Below are 19,799 nucleotides of genomic sequence, written 5' to 3'. Positions count from 1 at the left end.
TAATTTGACGGTATATCAGGGCTATTAAGATAGTTAAATGATGGCCTGAATACATGTCTGCTTAGCAGCCCCAAAATCCCAAAGCAAAACGCCCGCTTAAGTTTCCTTAAGCGGGCGTCTCTAATATGGCTCCTCTGACTGGACTCGAACCAGTGACATACGGATTAACAGTCCGCCGTTCTACCGACTGAACTACAGAGGAATCGTGTGAACGGGGCGAATAATAGCGGGGTGGCTCGGGCTTGTAAAGCCTGAAAACGCCTTGCCGTTTCGTTTGCTGCAAGATTATTCAACTTGCTGCTTTTTATCGCTTTTATTGATGCACGGCTGTGCGATGATCCAGGGATGCCCCTTTGGCACCCCTGTTATGCCTTATATTGGTGCACAGGGTTGTTTCCCTCCTCCGTGTCATTTGGAGTTTTTATCGACGGCAACATCATTTTTTCTTATTTTTCCGTCGATTAGTTCATGCATCCTCTTATTGTGTCGGTCTGGCCCGGATTTTGCTGCAGCTCTTCTCATTCGCAGTTAAGGGGTATGACGGAGGCAATATGAATTTCAGACGTCTGAAGTATTTCGTGAAAATCGTCGATATCGGCAGCCTGACTCAGGCGGCAGAGGTGCTGCATATTGCTCAGCCAGCGCTCAGCCAACAATTGGCCACGTTGGAAGGGGAGCTGAAACAGCAACTGCTGATCCGCACCAAACGTGGCGTGATGCCGACCGAAGCCGGCAACATTCTTTATGCGCATGCCCAGACCATTTTGCGTCAGTGCGAACAGGCGCAAAGTGCGGTCAACAGTGCCGGGCAGGCCATGAGCGGTCATGTTTCCGTTGGGTTGGCACCGGGTAGCTTGGCGTCTCAACTGGCGCTGCCGTTGCTACAGGCGGTACGCGATCAGCACCCGGGTATTTTGCTCAGCCTGAACGAGAATATCGGTTCGACGTTGGCCGGGCAGGTCGCCAACCAGAATCTGGATATGGCGGTCATTTACGGCACTAAAATGCCCGCGGGCCTGCAGGCCACGGCATTGATACGGGAAGATCTCTATCTGGTGGCGACGCGGGCGGTCCCTAATCCCGGTAACAGTGTTGATCTGCTGGACGTCGCACGACTGAATTTGTTCCTGCCACGCGAGGGGGATGTGGTGCGAAGCCAGGTGGATGAAGCCATGGCGGTGCGCAAGCTGGCTGCCAACGTGATTGGTGAAATTGAATCCTCCGATACCCTGAGCGCGGCTATCGCCAGCGGTCTCGGTGCCACCATTTTGCCGGAGTCGGTGGCGCGCGCAATGATTGGCCCCGCGAAGGCGTGGATGGCACGCATCAATGCCGCCTCGCTAAACGTACCCTTGTCGTTGTGTATTTCCGGCCAGCAGTCGCTGTCGGCGCCCGCGTTAGTGGTGAAGGATATTTTATTGTCAATCGCCGCCAGCCGCAGTCAGGAAAAACGCGTGCTGGCGTTGGTGCAGTAAATCAGGACAGGCCCCGATGGTGAGCGTGCCGGGTCAGGTGCGGTTTTCACCGCCCCTGACATTGTCGCCAACTAGCTGAGTTGATAATGGCTGTCCGGCCGTGCCGCTGGCGGTAAATCGGTCTCGTCGTTCATCTCGCGCAGGTTGATCTCAATGGCGTTGCACATGGCATTAAGTGGCAGATCGTTGGCGGCGGTGCCGAACGGATCTTCCAGTTCTTCTGCCAGGGAATCGAGTGAGATGAAGGTATAGGAAATGAATACCGACACCAATGGCGTCATGTAATGCAGATCCGGTACCAGTGCGAAAGGCAACAGCGTACAGAACAGGTACACCGTCCGGTGAACGATCAGGCTGTAGGCGAAGGGGATCGGCGTATTGGCAATGCGTTCACAACCACCGAGGATCTCGGACAGTCGATTGAGGTTCTGATCGATACTGTGAAACAGCACGTCAGACAGCTGTGCCGATTGCCGCTTCTCACCCAGCCATTGGCCCATCATCAGCAGCAGCCTGTTGCAGGGGGACGTGCTCGTCTCAATCGGCCGTAAATCAGCGTTGGGTAACAGGCGTTGCAGATCGGCACTGATATCGGTGCCGCGCAGTTGGTGTTTCAGGCAGTAGCTGAACGCCATCAGCAGGGCCGCAAATTCACGCGCAGCCTCATCCTGCTGAGGCAACAGGCTTTTAATCTGGCGTAACAGCGAGCGCTGTACGATCAACAAGCTGCCCCATAACAGCCTTGCCTCGGTGAATCTCGCATAGCTGACGCTGTTGCGAAAACCGAGGAAGATGGCGATCGCCACGCCCAAAAGACTGAAGGGGGCCAGCGTGAGTTTGACGCCCAGATGTTCGTACCATTGAAAACACAGCACGGCAACGATCGACATGGCAATGTTAAGGCTGAGACGAAACAGAATTTTGGAGAGCACCGAACCGTGCCAGACGAAAAGCCGTCTGAACCAGTGTTGCTGAGGTCTGACAATCATATGAGTGGTAACGACTGGGGAATGGGAGCCGCTGTTGTAACAGATATGAGGCGTAGACATCAACGATCTGCGGATGAAAAGTTAAAGATCCGCATTCTGCGTAATGCGGATTACTTACGGTGTTTTTGAGAGCGCTCAAGGCTATTTCGGTCGATAAACGTCAGATGTACTATGAAGCTCATGCGCCCCGACCGAGCAAGGGGCCGTAAGCGCGGCCCCTTGCAACCCGCGCTCTTGCCCACTCAGACGGTTGGCTACGCCAACGGCTCTCACTTCATCACACCGCATCACGGCCGGCTACGACAGGCGTCCCTGCCTGTCTCGCCTGAAACCGCCGTCCATGGCGGTTTCGCCTATGCGTGGTTCTTGCGTTCGACGTCTTCAGGGCGCCCAACACCGTGCTCATCGCATCATGTTCACTGTCTTTCATCACCCAACGTCACACTGAGGGCATGGGTTGCCCAGTGGTTGTCAATGCGGGGGTTGACCTTGGTGCGCATCACCGGCTGCCGGGTCCGCGCCTTCGGCTCCTCCAATTGCCATTCATTGCGGTGGCAGAGAAAGGCAGGATATTTAGGGCAATGCTACCTGCACTGAGCCTGCAGAAGCCGAAAAAATGCCGACCAGGCTTAACCGATCGGCATTGCGCAAAAGCGGGCTTTTCATCGCCTGTCAGTTAACGGAACGGCGGCTCGTTAAAGGTCCGCAGTTTACGGGAGTGCAGACGATCGCCTTCGGCACGGAGCAAATCAATGGCGCAAATGCCGATTTGCAGGTGCTCTGAAATTGCCCCTTCATAAAAGCGGTTGGCTTGGCCTGGAAGCTTGATTTCACCGTGCAGCGGTTTGTCCGATACGCACAGCAGCGTGCCGTAGGGCACCCGGAAACGGTAGCCCTGAGCGGCAATGGTGGCGCTTTCCATGTCGACGGCGACCGCGCGGCTGAGGTTAAAGCGCAGCGCCGAAGCAGAATAGCGCAATTCCCAATTGCGATCGTCGGTGGTCACTACGGTGCCGGTACGCAGACGCTGTTTAACTTCTTCACCTGGCATGCCGCTGACCATTTTTGTGGCGTCGTACAGGGCACGTTGCACTTCGGCAATGCTGGGGATAGGGATATCCGGCGGTAACACGGAATCCAGCACATGGTCATCGCGCAGATAAGCATGAGCCAATACGTAGTCACCAATCGACTGACTTTCACGCAGGCCGCCGCAGTGGCCGATCATCAACCAGGCGCTTGGTCGCAGTACCGCCAGGTGGTCGCAGATGGTTTTTGCGTTGGACGGACCGACACCGATGTTGATCAGCGTGATGCCCTGACCGGTACGTGAGATCAGATGGTAGGCCGGCATCTGGTGGTTTTTCCAGGCCAAGTCGGAAACGGCCTGATCTGGCGCGGTCGTTTCCGGCGTGATGTAGATGCCGCCAGCACTGGACAGCGCAATATAAGGGCTGGCCGGGTCGGCGATTTCGGCGCAGGCCCAGCGGACAAACTCGTCCACGTAGCGGGTGTAGTTGGTGAACAGCACGAAGGGCTGAAAATGCTCTACCGGGGTGCCGGTGTAATGGCGTAACCGCGCCAGCGAGAAATCGGCGCGTAAGGCATCAAAATGCGACAGCGGGAAGGTGCTGGTGGCGTGAAACAGGCCGTCGGCGGTTTCATCGCCTATTTGCGCCAACTCGGTTGTCGGGAAATGTTGCGCCAGGCTGGCACTCATCGAACGATCCAACATCAGGTTGGAACCGTCAATCACGTAAGGGAAAGGAATTTCCTGCTGTGAGGGCCGCACTTCAATATGCGCATCGTACTCACCCGCCAGCATCGTCAATTGCTCGGTCAGATAATGGCGAAACAGCTGCGGGCGGGTAATGGTGGTGGTGTAGCAGCCGGAATGGGTGAAGCGGCCGAAGGCGCGGGTTTTGCTCTGGCCAGACTTTTGCCCATCCCAACTGACACGCAGTTCGGGGTAAACAAACAGCCCTGCGGCGCGGGTCTGCGCGTCGGGTAACCCGCCGTGATTGATAAAATCCCCCACTGCCTGGCGCAGTGCTTCAACCGAGGCGTCATACAGCGCTTCCAGTTGTTCGATCGCCTGAGTGGGGGTGAGGCCGGTGCCGGATTGCTGACTGCTCATACTCTCTCCTTGGTTCTCCCGCGATGCGGCGGGAGGCAGGCGGATGCCAATATCAATTCACAGCAACAGGTTAGCTGAATATGGGCGAATAGAATACGGGGAAAAGAAAAAGCAGCGTTCGCATTTACTCCCGGGGGATTTGCTGCAGGGGGCGAATACATTCGCCCCGATTAACGCGGGCGCCGCATGCGGCGCCCTTACAAGGTGATGCTCAGGAGGCGGGGGCGGTTTGTTCTATCTTCAGCGACACCAGGCCAATGCCCAGTTTCTTCGGGGTAAAGCCACCACTGGCACCTTCCTGCGGTTCAGTCGGCGTCGGTGGCGTGATACTGATGTTCTGTGCGCCGCCGGGGTTGTCGAAGCGCAGGGTTACGGTGGTGTCCTGCTCGGTGAGCGTCACAAACTGTTCCTGCTCGCCAACGCGCACGGAGATCGGCTCGCCAACGTTTTTACCGTAGGCGCGAGCGCGTAGCACCAGATCGAAGGCGGGCGGCAGAGGGGCGACATAATCGATATTCACCGCCGGTGCCAGATTGGCATCTGACCAGCGGCCCCAGTCTTCAACGCTGGAAACCCCGGTGATGGCCTTCACGTATTCCGGCATGCCCGGCAGCATAAATGCGATGGCATCTGCCTGATATTTAACGGCGGCATCGTCCACATTCAACCGTTCTATGGCGCGTTGATAAGCGGCAACGCTGTCTGCTTCTGGCCCGCTAAAGTTGACCTTGCCGCGGTAGTTCCCCCCTTTGGCCTGTACGATCTGCGGCGGGGCTGCCAGATTGCCTGATGCGACGCAGGTTTCGGTGCTCAGTGCCATTTCAGGTGCCCATACCCGGCCAATTTCATAACATTTGTCGACCCAAACGAATTTTTCACCTGCGCCCAAGCCAGCAAGCTGCTTTTTCAGCGGCGTGGACAGATAAACGTTAAACATCGGTTCAATTTTGTTATCTGCCACTTTCAAGATAAATGGCACCTTAAAGGTGATACCGGAGAAAGTAAAACTGTTGCCTTGGTTACCCAGGGTGAAGTTGTCAATACGGTTTGGGAAGCCCCATTGTTTCACTACCGCCGGTTTCCAGGCGTTGATCTTCTCATCGATATTCATGAAAACAGTAGACAGCGTTGGGCTGGAGAAGCTGCTGCGGCCAAGGCCTATGTAGTTATCGCCGCCCATCACGTCCAATACCGTGGCGCCGTTGTCCAACGTGCTGCGTTTTTCGTTATGCAGCGCGGTCTGTGGGCGAGTGCCGTCAATGATAAAGAACAGGTTACGGCGTTTCTGTTTGGTCAGAACGTCATAGGCGGTGTTATTCATCGCCAGATGATCCGAAGACACCACGATGACGGTGTTTTTGAAATAGTCGGATGCCTTGATTTTATCGATCAGCGCCGCGATATGCTGCTGGCTACAGGCTACCGCGCTTAATGAACGGTTCTCTTTGTTCTGCCAACTGAATGTGTTTTTGCTGCAACTGGCGGAGATAAAGCCATCCGGGTGGTGGGTGTCGACGGTCAGTGCAAACAGTGAAAACGTTTTATTCTGCTTAGACAGTTCAACAAACTTGTCGAACACCACATCCAGAACGGTATCGTCGTACCAGCCCCAGTCATTTTTGTAACTGGGATCGCTGACCTGCCCACGCAGTTCTTTGAAGCCGTAGGCATGATCGAAACCGTGCGATTTTAGAAAGGTGTCTTTACCGGCGAAGGCCAGATCGGCGCCCTGATAAAAGTAGTTATCATAACCGGCGGACTTCAGTACATCGCCCAGACAGACGTTTTCCGGGTAAAAGGTAGACACGGCGCTGGAGGCGTTACCGTCGAAAGGGGCAAACAGCGGGATGCCACACTGTGAGGCCACCATGCCGGCAATGGTATAACCGGTGCCTGGCAACTGTTGGGTGTTGCTGAAGTCGATGCTGTTTTCACGATGTTGGTTCAGTTCGTCAGCGAGGCCGGGGAAAAGTTGCTGATCGAAGTAGGTTCTTTCCAGACTCTCTGCATAGATATACACCAGGTTCGGCGCTTTGCCCTGTACGCTTCTTTTGGGGGCTTTGTAATAGGTATCAAAATCGCTGGTGTCCCCGCTGATCTGGCTTCTGACCAGTAGGGAGATATCCTGAAAGGCGGGAGTAGTGCCGACGGAAAACAAGGCCAGCAATACGGCGATCACACTGTATACCACACTGCTGCTTTTCGCTTTGCGTCGCACCAGGCTCCAGGTGAGTACGGCGAAGATCAGCGCCAGTACCGCCAACAGGCCGATAAACGGCAGCAGGTATTTGCCGACGCCGGCACCTTTCAGGCTGCTGGTGAGGGTGTAAATTACCGCGTCGGTGATGCCGTCACCGGTAAAGTAGTTGCTGGCGATCAGGACAACGTTGAGGATCAGATAGCTGCCCAGCAGCGTCAGCAGAGTGGCAAGCCACCAGCGGTTGGCAGCGCCCCGGGTCCGGTAGATTAAAATTGAGGCGATAAAAAGTGCAAACGAGATTAATGCTGAAACCATCCACCGTACCCTGTCTGATTAAAAAGAAAAACTTTAGTGCTCTGGTCAACGCCGCTGACCGCTGCCGCCGCGAGAAAGAGGAGGGTATAGCGCATTGAAACCGTCAGAGCAATGCGTGTTTGCATCGCTCTGCTGGCTCAGAGTGTGATTGGCGATTTTTGTGACAATAGTGTGACACTAATCACGCCAGCGAAAAGGGAAGGGCATCATAGAGAAGGGCGCAGTTCATAGGCTGCGCCCGATAACGGCTTAATGCAGTTCCACCGCGTATTGTTCCACGGGGGTGATTTTCTTGATCAACTTGTTGTCGAACAGGAATTGTTCGTAGGCTTGATAGCGCGCTTTATCCAGCTTGGCCGGATCGCGGGCAAACAGCGGCAAGCTGGCTTGCCATGCCTGTTTGTTCAGCGCGGTATTCAGTTCCGGATGGGCTTTGGCGAATGCTAGCCAGCTTTCCTGCGGATGGGCGTGCAGGTAGTCGCCGCCTTTTTTTAGTGCCGCGAGGAATTTTTTGATTTTCGGCTCAGTGATGGTGTCGCGATTGGCGACGATGATCAGTTCGTCGTAGGCGGGGACGCCGTAGTCTTCCACGTTAAACACCACCGGGTCTTTCCCCTGTAACTTCAATTCCAGCGCTTCAATATTGCGGTACCCGCCGATCACCGCATCGACCTGGCCTGCCAGCAGGGCGCTGGTCAGTTGGAAGTTAACGTTAATCAGTTTGGTGTCATTGGGGTTGAGATGCTCATGTTCGAGCATGGTTGCCAGCGTGGCCTGTTCAATGCCGCTGACCGAATAACCGATTTTTTTGCCCTTAAGCCCTGCCGGGGTGGTGATGCGCTTATCCAGCGTAATAACGGTATTGAGTGGCGAATTAATCAGGGTTCCTATGCGCACCAGCGGCAAGCCCTGGTCAGCGAAGAAGTGCAACTGCGGTTGATAGGTGATGGCAAGATCGGCCTGTTTTGCCGCCACCAGACGTGGCGGTAGCGCCGGGTCGGAAGGTGGCACTATCTTGACGTCGAGGCCCTCGGCCTTGAAGGCACCGATCTGATCGGCCACCATTATCGGCGCGTGATCGGGGTTGATATACCAATCGAGCACCAGCGTCAGTTTTTCAGCGGCGGTTGCTTGCCCGGCCAGCGTAGCGCTGAGCAGCAGCCCGCAGAGGGTCTTTTTAATCATGGTTGGTTCCTTATTATCAGTTATTTTCCGGTACCCAATCGATCAGGCGCAGCAGCAGCGCGTCCACGGTCACCCAGAGCAAGACGGTCATCAGCACCAGAATAAACAGCGCGGCAAAACAGACGTCAGTCTGCATGCGCGCATTAGCGTTAAGCATTACGTACCCCAAACCTTCCGCCGAGCCGACCCATTCGCCGATGATGGCCCCTATCGGGGCGACGGCGGCGGCCATGCGCAGCCCGGAACCGAAGGCCGGCAGCGCCGCCATCAGCCGAACGTGCCGCAGTTGGGCCCAGGGTGAGGCGCGCAGGGTACGTGCCAGATCGAGATAGTCGTTATTGACCCGCCGCAGTCCATCAAAGAAGGCGGAGGTTACAGGGAAGAAAATCACCAGTACCGCCATCACCACTTTGGCGCTCATGCCAAAACCAAACCACAGCACCAACAACGGGGCCAACGCAAACACCGGGATCGCCTGGCTGGTCAGCACCAAGGGCATCAACCAGCGTTGCAGGCGGGGGGAAAAAATCATGCACAGTGCTAACACGGCCCCCAGCAATACCCCTGCCAGCAGGCCGCAGGCGATTTCTGACGCCGTAATCAACGTGTGATAAGCGAGATAAGCCCGGTCATTCCAAAGTGCCTGCGCGACCGCAGAAGGTGAGGGCAACAAAAAGGCGGGAATATCACCCAACGTTATCCCTCCCCACAGCAGTAGCAGGCCGGCAAATACCGTCAGGCTGCGGCGCATCCGCGACAGGCGGCTTTCACTCAGCGGCTTCATTCGGCGGCCCTCACCAGTTGTAGCAGTAGCTCGCTTTGGCTTTTCAGCAGTTGAGGGTCGTCCGGTGCCCGTGGCGGCAAGCCTTCAATGACATGGCTGTCGTCAATGCCGGCGGGATAGCGTGACAGGACCAGCAAGCGGTGACTAAGGCGGCAGGCTTCCATCGGATCGTGGGTGATCAGTAACACGGTATGCTGCGCAAGCAGATCGGCGGCAAGCTGCTGGATTTTGGCGCGGGTAATGGTGTCCAGCGCCGAGAAAGGTTCATCCATCAAGACGATCGGTTGGCGTTCATACAGCGTGCGGGCGATGGCTGCACGTTGGCGCATGCCACCGGACAGTGCCGCAGGCAAGGCGCTGCCATAACCGCTCAGGCCCACGCGTTCCAGTAAATGTTCTGCCCAGGCGCGGTCGACTTTTTCACCCCGCAGCCGTGCACCGAGGCTAATGTTCTGATCAATGGTCAGCCACGGATAGAGCAGATCCTTTTGCCCCATGTAGGCGATGCGTCCTACGATCGGTAAGCCATCGCTGCCGGTGACCGTGCCGGACGTGGGTTTCGCCAACCCGGCAATGATCTTCAGCAAGCTGGTTTTACCCGCACCGCTGGCGCCGAGCAACGCCACAACATTGCCGCCTGCAATATCGAAATTTAGCCGGTCGAAAATCACCTGCTGACCAAAACGCAGGGTCAAATCCCGGACCTGAATTCCTGGTCTGGTCCCCTCATTCGGGGCCTTGCCGATGCTCATTGGGCATTCAACCCCATTTGCCAGAAGGCAGATTCCAGCCGGGTGGCGGTGGTGAAAATGGTCGACAGTTCGGCCAGGCGGCTTTCAGCCCCACGTTGGTGGCCCACGTTTTCCAGCAGGTCGAGTGCGGCCTGCACCCCAGATAAATAGGCGGGGTCACCATAGTTACGGATCCATGAGGCATAAGGGTTGCCTTCCATCACGGTGGCGGGATCGTTAAGCAGCCGCAGACCTATTTCGGCATAGCCGGCGACGCAGGGCATCAGAGCGGCCAGCAGATCGAGTGCATCACCGGCGTGGCCGATATCGAGCACATAGCGGGTGTAGTTAAGGGTTTCCGCGGCCTCTGGTTCGGCGGCAATGTCGGGTTCGCTCAGCCCCCAGTCTGCGCAATAGGCCAGATGCAAAGGCAGTTCGGCGACAATGGCATTGAGTGAGGCGGTGGCTGCACGCATCTCCGGCAGAGTACGCAGTTTGCTGACCAGCAGCGCATAGGCGCGGGCAAAGTGAATCAGGAACAGGTAATCCTGTGTCAAATAGCGACGGAATGCCGGCTCAGGTAGGGTGCCTGCGGCCAGTTGCTGAATAAAAGGGTGTTCGACGTAGTCCTGCCAGTGGCGACCAGCCTGCTGGCGCAGCCGTCCGTAAAGACCATTTTCAAATTGAGGGGTAAACATGGGACCTCCAAAAGTGTGTGGAGATCCGGGCGCGCTGAGGTATGAACAGGCAATGACTGATGGTGTTATTGCCGACCCGTCCCTTCGCTGGCATGACCCAGATCAGGTTCAAAGGGTTCGGCTTGCGCCATCTCAGCCCGTAACAGGACACCCCTCGGAGGAGCTTGTTATACGATATTTACTTTTTGATTACAACGGGCGGGCGGTTGCGTTGGGCAACGATGAGGGCATTTTTCGGCAGCCAAAAACGGTTCGTTTAGTGCGGTCGCACACAATTTTTCTGGCCTGAGGAGGGGCATTTTTGTCACTGTAACTCGGTCATAATTGAATCTAAGGGCTACTCCTATGAAGAAAATTGGATTTCTCTCGTTTGGTCACTGGACGCCGTCGTCACAGTCGGGTACCCGGTCTGCTGCGGATGCGTTATTGCAATCCATCGATCTGGCCGTCGCGGCAGAAGAGCTGGGGGCGGACGGAGCTTACTTCCGCGTGCATCACTTTGCCCGTCAGCTTGCTTCGCCGTTCCCGCTGCTGGCTGCCATTGGGGCAAAAACGCAGCGTATTGAGATCGGCACCGGCGTGATCGACATGCGCTATGAAAACCCGCTTTATATGGTCGAAGACGCGGGTGCTGCTGATTTGATCTCCGGTGGACGGTTGCAACTTGGGATCAGCCGCGGCTCACCTGAGCAGGTCATTGAAGGCTGGCGTTACTTTGGCTACACGCCTGCAGAAGGCGAGACTGAAGCCGACATGGCGCGTCGCCATACCGACGTGTTCCTCGATGCGCTGCGTGGTGAAGGCTTTGCCGAACCGAATCCGCAGCCGATGTTCCCCAACCCGCCCGGTCTGCTGCGTGTTGAGCCTTTCTCCGCGGGTTTGCGGGATCGGATCTGGTGGGGGGCCAGCTCGAACGCCACGGCAGTCTGGGCGGCGAAACTGGGAATGAACCTGCAAAGCTCAACGTTAAAAAATGACGAGACCGGCGAGCCGTTCCACGTGCAGCAGGCCAAGCAGATCCGTGAGTACCGTGCGGCCTGGAAGGCGGCAGGGCACCAGCGTGAGCCGCGCGTGTCGGTCAGCCGCAGTATTTTTGCGCTGATGAACCAGCAGGATCGCAGCTACTTCGGCAACAGCGGCCAGGATAGCGATCAGGTGGGGTATATCGATCAGCAGACGCGGGCCGTATTCGGCCGCAGTTATGCCGCTGAACCGGAGTTGTTGATCAAACAATTGGCGCAGGACGAAGCGATAGCCGAAGCGGACACCTTGCTGTTGACCGTGCCGAACCAGTTGGGCGTCGATTATAACGCCCATGTGATTGAATCCATCTTGACCCATGTCGCTCCGGCGTTGGGGTGGCGCTAAACGCCAGAACGCTTCTCAGCGAGAGAAGCGTTGTTGACTTATTTTGTCTTATTTGTATTTTAAGGACATGCATACATTCCTGATTATCGTCCCTGAAGGGGGCATGTTGTTTGAGTCGGCGGGCATCGCCGATATTTTGATGCAAGCCAACCGCTTGAGGCCTGATGACGCGCCGCTCTACCAGATGGCGATAGTCACCACCCAGTCTCACCGGGTGGTGCATGGTTCCTCCGGCTTGAATCTGTTGGCCGATCACCGCCTGGCGGATCTCGAACCTGAGGAGGAACGCGATACCATCATCGTGACCGGCAAAGGGGCGACAGCGGAAGAAAGTGCCTATGTGGTCGATTGGTTGCGTCGCGCAGCCCCTAAAGCGCGACGTGTGGCGTCAGTTTGCGGCGGGGCCATGCTGCTGGCCGAGGCCGGTTTGCTGGATGGGCGCCGGGCAACCACGCATTGGCGACTGCTGGAAACGTTGCAGGCTCGTTTCCCCAAAGTGAAAGTCGAAAATGGGCCGATCTACGTGCAAGATGGCGCTGTCTGGACCTCCGGCGGGGTCAGTTCCGGGTTCGATCTCACCCTGGCATTGGTGGAGGATGATTACGGATTCGTGCAGGCCCGTGAAGTGGCGCAAGATCTGGTGATGTTCCTGCGCCGGCCCGGGGGGCAGGCACAGTTCAGCCGTTATCCATTGAATCAGGCTAAAACGCCCGGTCCGATTCGTGATCTCCAGTCCTGGATCCTGGAAAACCTGTCCAGCGATCTTGGTGTCGAGAAACTGGCAGAACGGGTCGCCATGAGCCCGCGAAACTTTACCCGCGTGTTCACGCGTGAAACCGGCATTTCACCCGCTAAATTTGTTGAAGAAGGGCGCCTGTATCTGGCTCGGCAACGGTTGGAGCAGAGTGCTGAAGGTATTGAGCAAATCGCCATGAACTGTGGGTTTGGCAATGGCCTCAATCTGCGGCGCGTTTTTGAACGGCATTTGCACCTCACACCGACCGAGTACCGCGAACGTTTTCATTCACGCATTTTGGCGTAAATTGATCTATAAACGTCATTTACGACAATGTCTCTCCGGCTTAGATTTACAGCAAAGCCAATAACGAAGGAGTAGAACATGGTCAAAGTAGGCATTAATGGATTCGGCAGAATCGGCAGGAATGTTTTGCGTGCTGCGTTAGGTCGCAGTGACTTTGAGGTTGTGGCGATCAACGATTTGACCGACAGCAAAACCTTGGCGCATTTGCTGAAATACGACTCGCTGTCGGGTACCTTGGCAGCCAGTGTCGAAGCCGGTGAAAACCAACTGCTGCTCGATGGTCGGCCAATTCATGTTTTCTCCGAAAGAGATCCGGGCGCAATCCCATGGAAAAGCGTGGGCGTTGATGTCGTCATCGAAGCGACGGGGTTCTTTACGGACAAAGCCAAGGCCGAAGTGCACATCACGAAGGGTGGGGCCAAGCGAGTGATTATCTCGGCGCCAGGCAAGGACGACGATATAACCATAGTGATGGGCGTTAATCAGGACCTGTACGATCCGGCCAAGCACCGCGTAGTCAGTAACGGCAGTTGCACCACCAACGGTTTGGCCCCTGCGGCGCAGGTGCTGCATCAGGCCTTCGGGATTGAATACGGCCTGATGAATACCACACACGCTTATACCAATAGCCAGGCATTGCATGACCAACCGGAAAAAGACTTGCGTGGCGCTCGCGCCGCAGCAGAGTCGATTGTGCCTTACTCCAGCGGGGCGGCCAAAGCGCTCGGCAAGGTGATCCCTGAACTCGATGGCCGTCTGACCGGTTATTCGCTGCGGGTGCCGGTGCCGGTGGTGTCTATCGTTGACTTAACGGTGACGTTGAAACGCGACGTGACGGCTGAAGAGATCAACGCCGCGTTCCGTCAGGCTTCGCAGTCGGGCCCTCTCAAAGATATTTTGGGCTACAGCGATGAGCCTTTGGTATCGAGCGATTATAAAGGCGATCCGCGCTCATCGATTATCGATGGGCTGTCAACGTTGGTTATCGGTGGCAATCTGGTCAAGGTTTTGGCTTGGTACGACAATGAATGGGGCTTCTCCAACCGTTTGGTTGATCTGGCGGTGTTGATGGAAAAACGCGGCTTGTAGGCTCTAAAAGTAAGGGCGCTGCATGCTGCGCCCTTGAGCATACTCAACGGGTTAAATCGGGTCGAACATGTTCGACCCGATTTAACCCTTAAACAGATTTGTTAGCAGTATCAACTACAGCTGCGCGATCTGCATTAAATCTTGTTTGGCCCCTGGAGCCACCGCCAGCACCGGCCCACCCCGGAGCAAATGTTCCCCTTCGGTATTAAACGGATGCGTCCAGCCGCCGGCTTCGTTGACCAGGCAATATCCCGCCAGACAATCCCAGGCATGCATATAAGGTTCGTAGTAACCCACCAGACGCCCTGCTGCAACCCAAGCCAGCATCATGGCACCCGAACCATTGCGGAAGAAATTGCCACCGGCCGCGGTGATCCCGGCGGCGATCTCACCGACGCGTTCAGGCGTCACATAGCTGTTGGCACCAAAACCGGTGACGTGGTTTTGCATCGTGCGTTTTGGGTCTACGCGCAGCGGTTTGCCATTGAGAGTGGCCCCCGCGCCGCGCGCCGCGATAAAACATTCTTGCTGGCAGGGTGCGACGATCACGCCGATCACCGGTTCGCCGTGGTGAATCACGGCAATAGACACACACCAGTTTGGCATACCGTTAACAAAAGGGCTGGTGCCATCGATGGGATCCACCACCCAGGTGTAACCCGACTCACCGGGCTGCAGGCCAAACTCCTCCCCCAAAAAACCGTCCTGCGGAAACTGGCTGGCGATCTGTTCACGGATCAACAGTTCAACTTCGCGGTCAGCAATGGAGACCACGTCCTGGGCATCGCGTTTGGTTTCAATCACCAGGCTCTCGCGGCGGTTAAAATAGTCCAGCGCTTTACTGCCTGCGGCGCGTGCCGCCTGTTCGGCCAACAGCAGGCGCTGGGAAATGGGCTCATTCATGTTTGATCCTTAACGTTGTGAGGCTCACTGGGCAATCAGTGCCAGCCCCTGAGATTTGAAATCAATGGCCACGCGTGTGGCGGGTGCCAACTGGCGTTCCATCTGAACGTCGACAATAAATAGCGCACCGAGATCGGTCTTCACTTCATATTCAATATGGTCCCCAAGCCAGGTACTGTGGGTTATCTCCCCGCTCAATGCACCATCCTGCTCCGGCTGCAGGGTAATAAACTGCGGGCGCACCGACAGTTGCGCGGTGCCGGGACGTGCTTTGGCACCCGGTACCCGATACTGGCGACTGCCGAGGGTGATCAGTGCCTGACCATCTTCGACGCGCTCAATGTCACAGGGCAGGATATTGGCCTCGCCCATAAAGTCGGCGATAAACACGGAAGCTGGTGAATGATAAAGCTCCTGAGGCGCACCCTGTTGGGCAATATGCCCTTCTTTCATGACGATAATCTTATCGGAGACCGCTAATGCCTCTTCTTGATCGTGGGTGACGTACACCGCAGTGAAACCAAGGCGCTGCTGCAAATCACGAATTTCAGTGCGGACACGGCGGCGCAAACGTTCGTCAAGGTTGGATAATGGCTCGTCGAGCAGCAACACCTGCGGTTCCAATACCAGCGCACGCGCTACGGCAATACGCTGCTGCTGTCCGCCAGAGAGTTCGGCGGGGAGACGTTGGCCCATCTTTTCCAGACCGACCAGTGTGAGCCCTTCGCGTGCCCGGTCCTGCGCTTCTTTACGCGGCAGACCGCTGGCAAGCAGGCCATACATCACGTTGTCCAACGCGTTCATATGTGGGAACAACGCATAGGATTGGAACACCATTGCGACGTCGCGTTCGTTGGCGGGCAGGTGCGTGACGTCCTTGCCGCCGATCAGAATACGGCCAGAGGTTGGATGCTCGAGGCCTGCCAACAGGCGCAGGGTAGTGGTTTTGCCACAGCCAGACGGACCGAGCAGTGTGACCAGCGTGCCAGGTTCGACGGTGAGTGACAGGCCGGGTACGGCGGTGAAATCGGCAAATTGTTTGGTGACGTTTTCAAACACCACCGAGCCGGAACGAATGGCAGTCATACGGCATTCTCCTGATGTAGAGCCGGTGGAGGCGTCACCGGCGGTGTGGCAATACGGATTGCGCGACGCAGGCGGCGTTCGCCGACCAGTAACTGGAAGGTGAGGATCACCGCCAGCATCACAACGATAAGCACCGAGGAGTAGGCGATAGCCACGCCGTATTCCCCATTTTCGACCAACCCAACGATGTAGGACGTGGCCATGTTGTACTGGGCGCTAACCAGGAAGATCACCGCGCTGATGGAGGTAATGGCACGCACGAAGGCATAGACCAGAGCCGCGCTGATCGCCGGTTTCAACAGCGGTAAAATCACTTTGCGCAGGGTGCGGAAACTGCTGGCGCGCAGCGTCAGTGAGGCTTCATCCAGGCTACGATCCAGCTGGCTCATGGCGGCAATGCCACCGCGCACACCCACCGGCATGTTGCGGAACACAAAACAGGCGACCAGAATCAGGGCGGTGCCGGTGATCTCCAGGGGGGGCAGGTTGTAAGCCATAATGTAACTGACGCCGATGACCGTGCCGGGAATGGCAAAGCTGAGCATCAATAAAAACTCAAAGGTTTGGCGACCGGCAAATTTCTGGCGCACGATCAGCCACGCAGTGAGCAGGCCAACGATGGCGGTGAGCGGCGCGGCGATCAGCGCGATTTCCAGCGTCGTCCAGAATGAGTTCCAGGCGACACCGGTCCAGACTATCTGGCCACTGTTCCACTGGAAGCCAAAGGCGCGCGCGTAGTGGCCCAGCGTCAGGCTGCTGTCGAGCCCCCATGACTGGACGAAACCGCCGATCAGGATCATGCCGTAGATGACCAGCGTGAACAGGCCCCAAGGGATCACCAGCGCGTATACGCCGTAACGCAATCCACGCGGCAGCCCGCAATGCATCCCGGAATCCCCTTTACCGGTCACGGTCGCGAAGTTTTTCCCCGTTAACCACAGGCGTTGCAGAATAAAGGCGCTAAGGGTGAAGCACAGTAGGATGATGGCCAGCACCGCGGCACGGCTCGGATCGTTCTGTGCACCCACCACCGAGAAGAAGATCTCGGTCGACAGCACGCCGTGGCTGCCGCCAAGCACCATCGGATTACCAAAATCCGCCATGCTTTCGATAAAGCTAATGAGAAAAGCATTGGCCAGACCGGGTGCCATCAGCGGCAGTGAAACATAGCGGAAGGTGCGCCAGCGGTTCGCACGTAGCGTTTGCGAAGCCTCTTCCAGCGAGGGGCTGACCCCTTCCACCACGCCAATCAGCACCAGGAAGGCTATAGGGGTGAAGGACAGTACCTGGGCAATCCAGATACCGGTCAGCCCGTACAACCAACGGCCGGGCTCAATGCCAAACAGGCTGGCGAGCAGTTCGGTGACGACGCCAGCGCGGCCAAACAGCAGCATCAGCGCCAGGCCAATCACAAAGGGGGGCGTAATGATTGGCAGGACGGTGAGTAAGCGCAGTCCTTTCTTGAATGGCAACGGCGTGCGCGTAGCCGCCAGCGCAAAAGCCAGACCGAGCAGCGTGGAACCGCTGGCCGTCATGAGCGCTAACGTCAGGGTACGCCAGGCGGTTCCGCAGCTGCCACCTTTCAGGCAACTGAGGCTCCAAATCGCCGGGTCTTGCATATTGGCGATCAGGCCATCGGGTTTAAAGGAACCGTCCACGTCCTGCACGGAAGCGACAAACATGCTCAGCACCGGGTAAAGTACAAAGGTGGTTACCAGTGCGACCAGCAGCACAATGGCCGCGACCACAAAAGCATCGCCTTTCAGGACGCCGCGTTCGGCGAGCGCAAAAGAGAACAGCAGTAGAAAGGCGGTGATGAGCAAAATAGCACCTGCGCCAAACGCAGGTTGGCCGTCGCTGAGCGCCCCAAACAGATGTTCGCTCCATTGCCAATTCCAGCCGCTGTAGCCGATGGCATGGCCTTCAAACAGCAGAAAAACGACGCCGACAGCACTGGCACACAGCAGTAATTGTGAGCGCAAGCGGCTCACTGGCAGCACACGCGCCAGTGCGCAAACCAGTAACATCAGCAAGGCAATGGTCAGCCAGGGGCGCTGAAATACCAGAATTTGCCACAGTGCCGGTGCGCTTGCCTGATCCTGCCACAGCGTACTTAGCCAGCCAAAGTCGAAGAACCCGGCTTCCAGGCTGTACCAAGGCAGTAGCAGCAATGCCAATGCGCCCAGCACAAGAGCCCCGTTAAGGCGGCGGTTTTGAGCATTCATCGTAACCTCGAGAGTTCATATTTCCTTCACCCTGCGTTACACGGGCGAGTGTTGCCTCGCCCGGCCTATTGCAGAGCGCATAACATGTGTAAGGAAAAGGACGTGAATTATTGGGCGCTGGCGCCGATCTCTTTATCCCAGCGGCTGAGCAGTGCTTTGCGTTTATCTGTCGCACCGTAGGTTTTGAAGTCGTAATCGATCAGTTTGATGTTCTCAAAACGTGGCGCATATTCGGAAATCGCCGCGTTGCGGTTAGAAGGCAACTGGAAAGATTTGGCATCTTTCATATGTGACTGTGCGTCCGCACTGAGCGCCCAGTCGTACCACACCTTGGCCTCACTGAGGTTACGTGCGCCTTTGACGATAGACATGGAGCCAATTTCAAAACCGGTGCCTTCGCAAGGCGCGACCGCTTTGATCGGGAAACCATCGACCTGCATCGCCACGGCATCATGCATAAAAACGATGCCGATGGTCGTTTCACCGCGCGCGGCTGCTTTCACGGGTGCCGAGCCAGATTTGGTGTACTGCGAGATATTGGCGTTGAGTTTTTTCAGATAATCGAAGGCCGGTTCTTCCCCCATGATTTGCACCAGTGTGGCGAGGGTGTTGTAGGCGGTACCGGACGAGTTCGGGTTGGCCATCTGGATCTCGCCTTTATAGGCCGGATCCAGCAAATCGCTCCAGCAGGCGGGGACCTTGAGCTTTTTATCTGCCAGTAGCTTGGTGTTGTAACCCCAACCCAGCGCCCCGGCGTAGACGCCAACGGTACGGTAACCGGCACTTTCGGCCTGTTTGCGCGCCCAGTCGTGCTGTTGATCAAGCAGTGGGGATTTATAGGGTTGAGTTAAGCCTTCGTCGGCGGCCTGCATGTGCGGATCGCCGGTGCCGGCCCACCACATATCGGTGCGCGGGTTGCGGGCTTCGGTACGAATACGCGCATAGGCTTCGCCAGCGGAAAGGCGCACCATGCTGACTTTGATATCCGGGTGTTGTTTCTTAAAAAGATTGGTCATCTGTTCGCAGACCACCACATCGGCGGAGCAGATCATGTTTAATTTCCCAGCGGCGAAAGCAGGTGAAGCAGAGAGTGCAGAGCCAGCGGCGAGGGCCGCTATCAGAGTAACGCGATGCATGGTGTTCTCCTTGGTTGTGTAGGGTGGCGATACGTTGTCGCCTATTTTTTTTGCACGTGTGTGCAAATAACTAGAGGATAAAAATTGTGCTGTCAATCGCGTTATGAAACAATTCAACCTTTGCGTCACAAAAATGAAACATTTTAACCGATAAAAATTTGCACAGCTTTGCAAAGTACGGCAAACTTTTCTCAGAGCACAAACGGATGGATGTGAAAATGGCAGCGGACAAGGCGATGATCAGTGCGAAAGACGTGGCGGAATTGGCCGGGGTCTCCCGCTCGGCAGTCTCACGGACTTATACGCCCGGCGCCAGCGTGTCAGCAACGACCCGTGAAAGGGTGATGCGAGCGGCGGAAGAGTTGGGTTATCACGTGAATCATTTGGCTCGGGGGCTAGTGCGTAACCGTAGCGGCATTGTCTGCCTGATCGTTTC

The 19,799-nt window shown here is 56.5% G+C and carries 16 protein-coding genes, 1 tRNA gene and 1 riboswitch; of the genes, 5 read left to right on the top strand and 12 right to left on the bottom strand.

Features of this window, described 5'->3' with window-relative positions; translation table 11 throughout:
- Positions 1-126: 126 nt before the first annotated feature.
- Positions 127-202, bottom strand: a tRNA-Asn gene (locus AC2FCQ_RS18920).
- Positions 203-551: 349 nt separating this feature from the next.
- On the opposite strand from AC2FCQ_RS18920, the gene nac reads away from it, so the two are divergent.
- Entirely contained in the window at positions 552-1,475 is a 924-nt protein-coding gene (nac, locus tag AC2FCQ_RS18915; RefSeq protein ID WP_404759300.1) for a nitrogen assimilation transcriptional regulator NAC, read from the top strand.
- 71 nt (positions 1,476-1,546) lie between these two features.
- On the opposite strand, the gene AC2FCQ_RS18910 is transcribed toward nac, so the two are convergent.
- From AC2FCQ_RS18910 to tenA, 7 genes are all read right to left on the bottom strand, one after another.
- The gene (locus tag AC2FCQ_RS18910) at positions 1,547-2,464 is read right to left on the bottom strand and encodes a bestrophin family protein (protein WP_209636133.1); all 918 of its coding nucleotides are present in this window, start codon (positions 2,462-2,464) and stop codon (positions 1,547-1,549) included.
- Positions 2,465-3,140: 676 nt separating this feature from the next.
- A complete protein-coding gene (locus tag AC2FCQ_RS18905; protein ID WP_209635881.1) occupies positions 3,141-4,601 on the bottom strand; it encodes an AMP nucleosidase in 1,461 nt (486 codons plus the stop codon).
- 211 nt (positions 4,602-4,812) lie between these two features.
- Complete coding sequence (gene opgB / locus AC2FCQ_RS18900) at positions 4,813-7,116, bottom strand: phosphatidylglycerol--membrane-oligosaccharide glycerophosphotransferase (protein WP_490308868.1); 2,304 nt, start codon at positions 7,114-7,116, stop codon at positions 4,813-4,815.
- A 249-nt stretch (positions 7,117-7,365) separates the two neighbouring features.
- Positions 7,366-8,301 carry an ABC transporter substrate-binding protein gene (locus tag AC2FCQ_RS18895; RefSeq protein WP_209635878.1) on the bottom strand — a complete coding sequence of 312 codons (936 nt, stop codon included), beginning with the start codon at positions 8,299-8,301 and terminating at the stop codon, positions 7,366-7,368.
- 16 nt (positions 8,302-8,317) lie between these two features.
- On the bottom strand, positions 8,318-9,085 hold the full coding sequence (locus AC2FCQ_RS18890; RefSeq protein ID WP_490308869.1) for an ABC transporter permease: 768 nt from the start codon (positions 9,083-9,085) through the stop codon (positions 8,318-8,320).
- Entirely contained in the window at positions 9,082-9,837 is a 756-nt protein-coding gene (locus AC2FCQ_RS18885) for an ABC transporter ATP-binding protein (protein WP_490308870.1), read from the bottom strand. Before AC2FCQ_RS18885 ends, AC2FCQ_RS18890 begins: the two co-directional genes overlap by 4 nt.
- On the bottom strand, positions 9,834-10,514 hold the full coding sequence (gene tenA, locus AC2FCQ_RS18880; protein WP_209635870.1) for a thiaminase II: 681 nt from the start codon (positions 10,512-10,514) through the stop codon (positions 9,834-9,836). The genes AC2FCQ_RS18885 and tenA overlap by 4 nt, the downstream gene beginning before the upstream one ends.
- Before the next feature lie 62 nt (positions 10,515-10,576).
- A riboswitch (TPP riboswitch) is annotated at positions 10,577-10,679 on the bottom strand.
- A 180-nt stretch (positions 10,680-10,859) separates the two neighbouring features.
- Between tenA and AC2FCQ_RS18875 the strand changes: the two genes are divergently transcribed.
- The 3 genes from AC2FCQ_RS18875 to gap all read left to right on the top strand — a co-directional run bounded on the left by AC2FCQ_RS18875 (position 10,860) and on the right by gap (position 14,013).
- Positions 10,860-11,882, top strand: coding sequence for an LLM class flavin-dependent oxidoreductase (locus tag AC2FCQ_RS18875; RefSeq protein WP_209635868.1), 1,023 nt, complete (start codon positions 10,860-10,862; stop codon positions 11,880-11,882).
- A 67-nt stretch (positions 11,883-11,949) separates the two neighbouring features.
- Positions 11,950-12,924, top strand: coding sequence for a GlxA family transcriptional regulator (locus AC2FCQ_RS18870; protein ID WP_265554098.1), 975 nt, complete (start codon positions 11,950-11,952; stop codon positions 12,922-12,924).
- A gap of 78 nt (positions 12,925-13,002) precedes the next feature.
- On the top strand, positions 13,003-14,013 hold the full coding sequence (gap, locus tag AC2FCQ_RS18865; protein WP_209635864.1) for a type I glyceraldehyde-3-phosphate dehydrogenase: 1,011 nt from the start codon (positions 13,003-13,005) through the stop codon (positions 14,011-14,013).
- Between the two features lie 114 nt (positions 14,014-14,127).
- Here the strand turns inward: gap and AC2FCQ_RS18860 are convergent, their stop codons facing one another.
- The 4 genes from AC2FCQ_RS18860 to AC2FCQ_RS18845 all read right to left on the bottom strand — a co-directional run bounded on the left by AC2FCQ_RS18860 (position 14,128) and on the right by AC2FCQ_RS18845 (position 19,363).
- Positions 14,128-14,916, bottom strand: a complete 789-nt coding sequence (locus AC2FCQ_RS18860; protein ID WP_265554094.1) for an inositol monophosphatase family protein — start codon at positions 14,914-14,916, stop codon at positions 14,128-14,130.
- Between the two features lie 24 nt (positions 14,917-14,940).
- Positions 14,941-16,002 carry an ABC transporter ATP-binding protein gene (locus tag AC2FCQ_RS18855; protein ID WP_209635860.1) on the bottom strand — a complete coding sequence of 354 codons (1,062 nt, stop codon included), beginning with the start codon at positions 16,000-16,002 and terminating at the stop codon, positions 14,941-14,943.
- Positions 15,999-18,227 (bottom strand): ABC transporter permease, encoded by a 2,229-nt coding sequence (locus AC2FCQ_RS18850; RefSeq protein WP_209635858.1) that lies wholly within the window; start codon positions 18,225-18,227, stop codon positions 15,999-16,001. The genes AC2FCQ_RS18855 and AC2FCQ_RS18850 overlap by 4 nt, the downstream gene beginning before the upstream one ends.
- Positions 18,228-18,334: 107 nt before the next feature.
- Positions 18,335-19,363, bottom strand: coding sequence for an ABC transporter substrate-binding protein (locus tag AC2FCQ_RS18845; RefSeq protein ID WP_490308871.1), 1,029 nt, complete (start codon positions 19,361-19,363; stop codon positions 18,335-18,337).
- A 218-nt stretch (positions 19,364-19,581) separates the two neighbouring features.
- Between AC2FCQ_RS18845 and AC2FCQ_RS18840 the strand changes: the two genes are divergently transcribed.
- On the top strand, positions 19,582-19,799 hold a 218-nt coding region (locus AC2FCQ_RS18840), incomplete at its 3' end, for a LacI family DNA-binding transcriptional regulator (protein ID WP_490308872.1).

This window comes from Serratia sp. CoH_134_PS_4, from assembly GCF_058190535.1.
The sequence above is the reverse complement of the archived record's forward strand: the minus strand, read 5'-3'. Positions and strand labels throughout refer to the sequence as shown.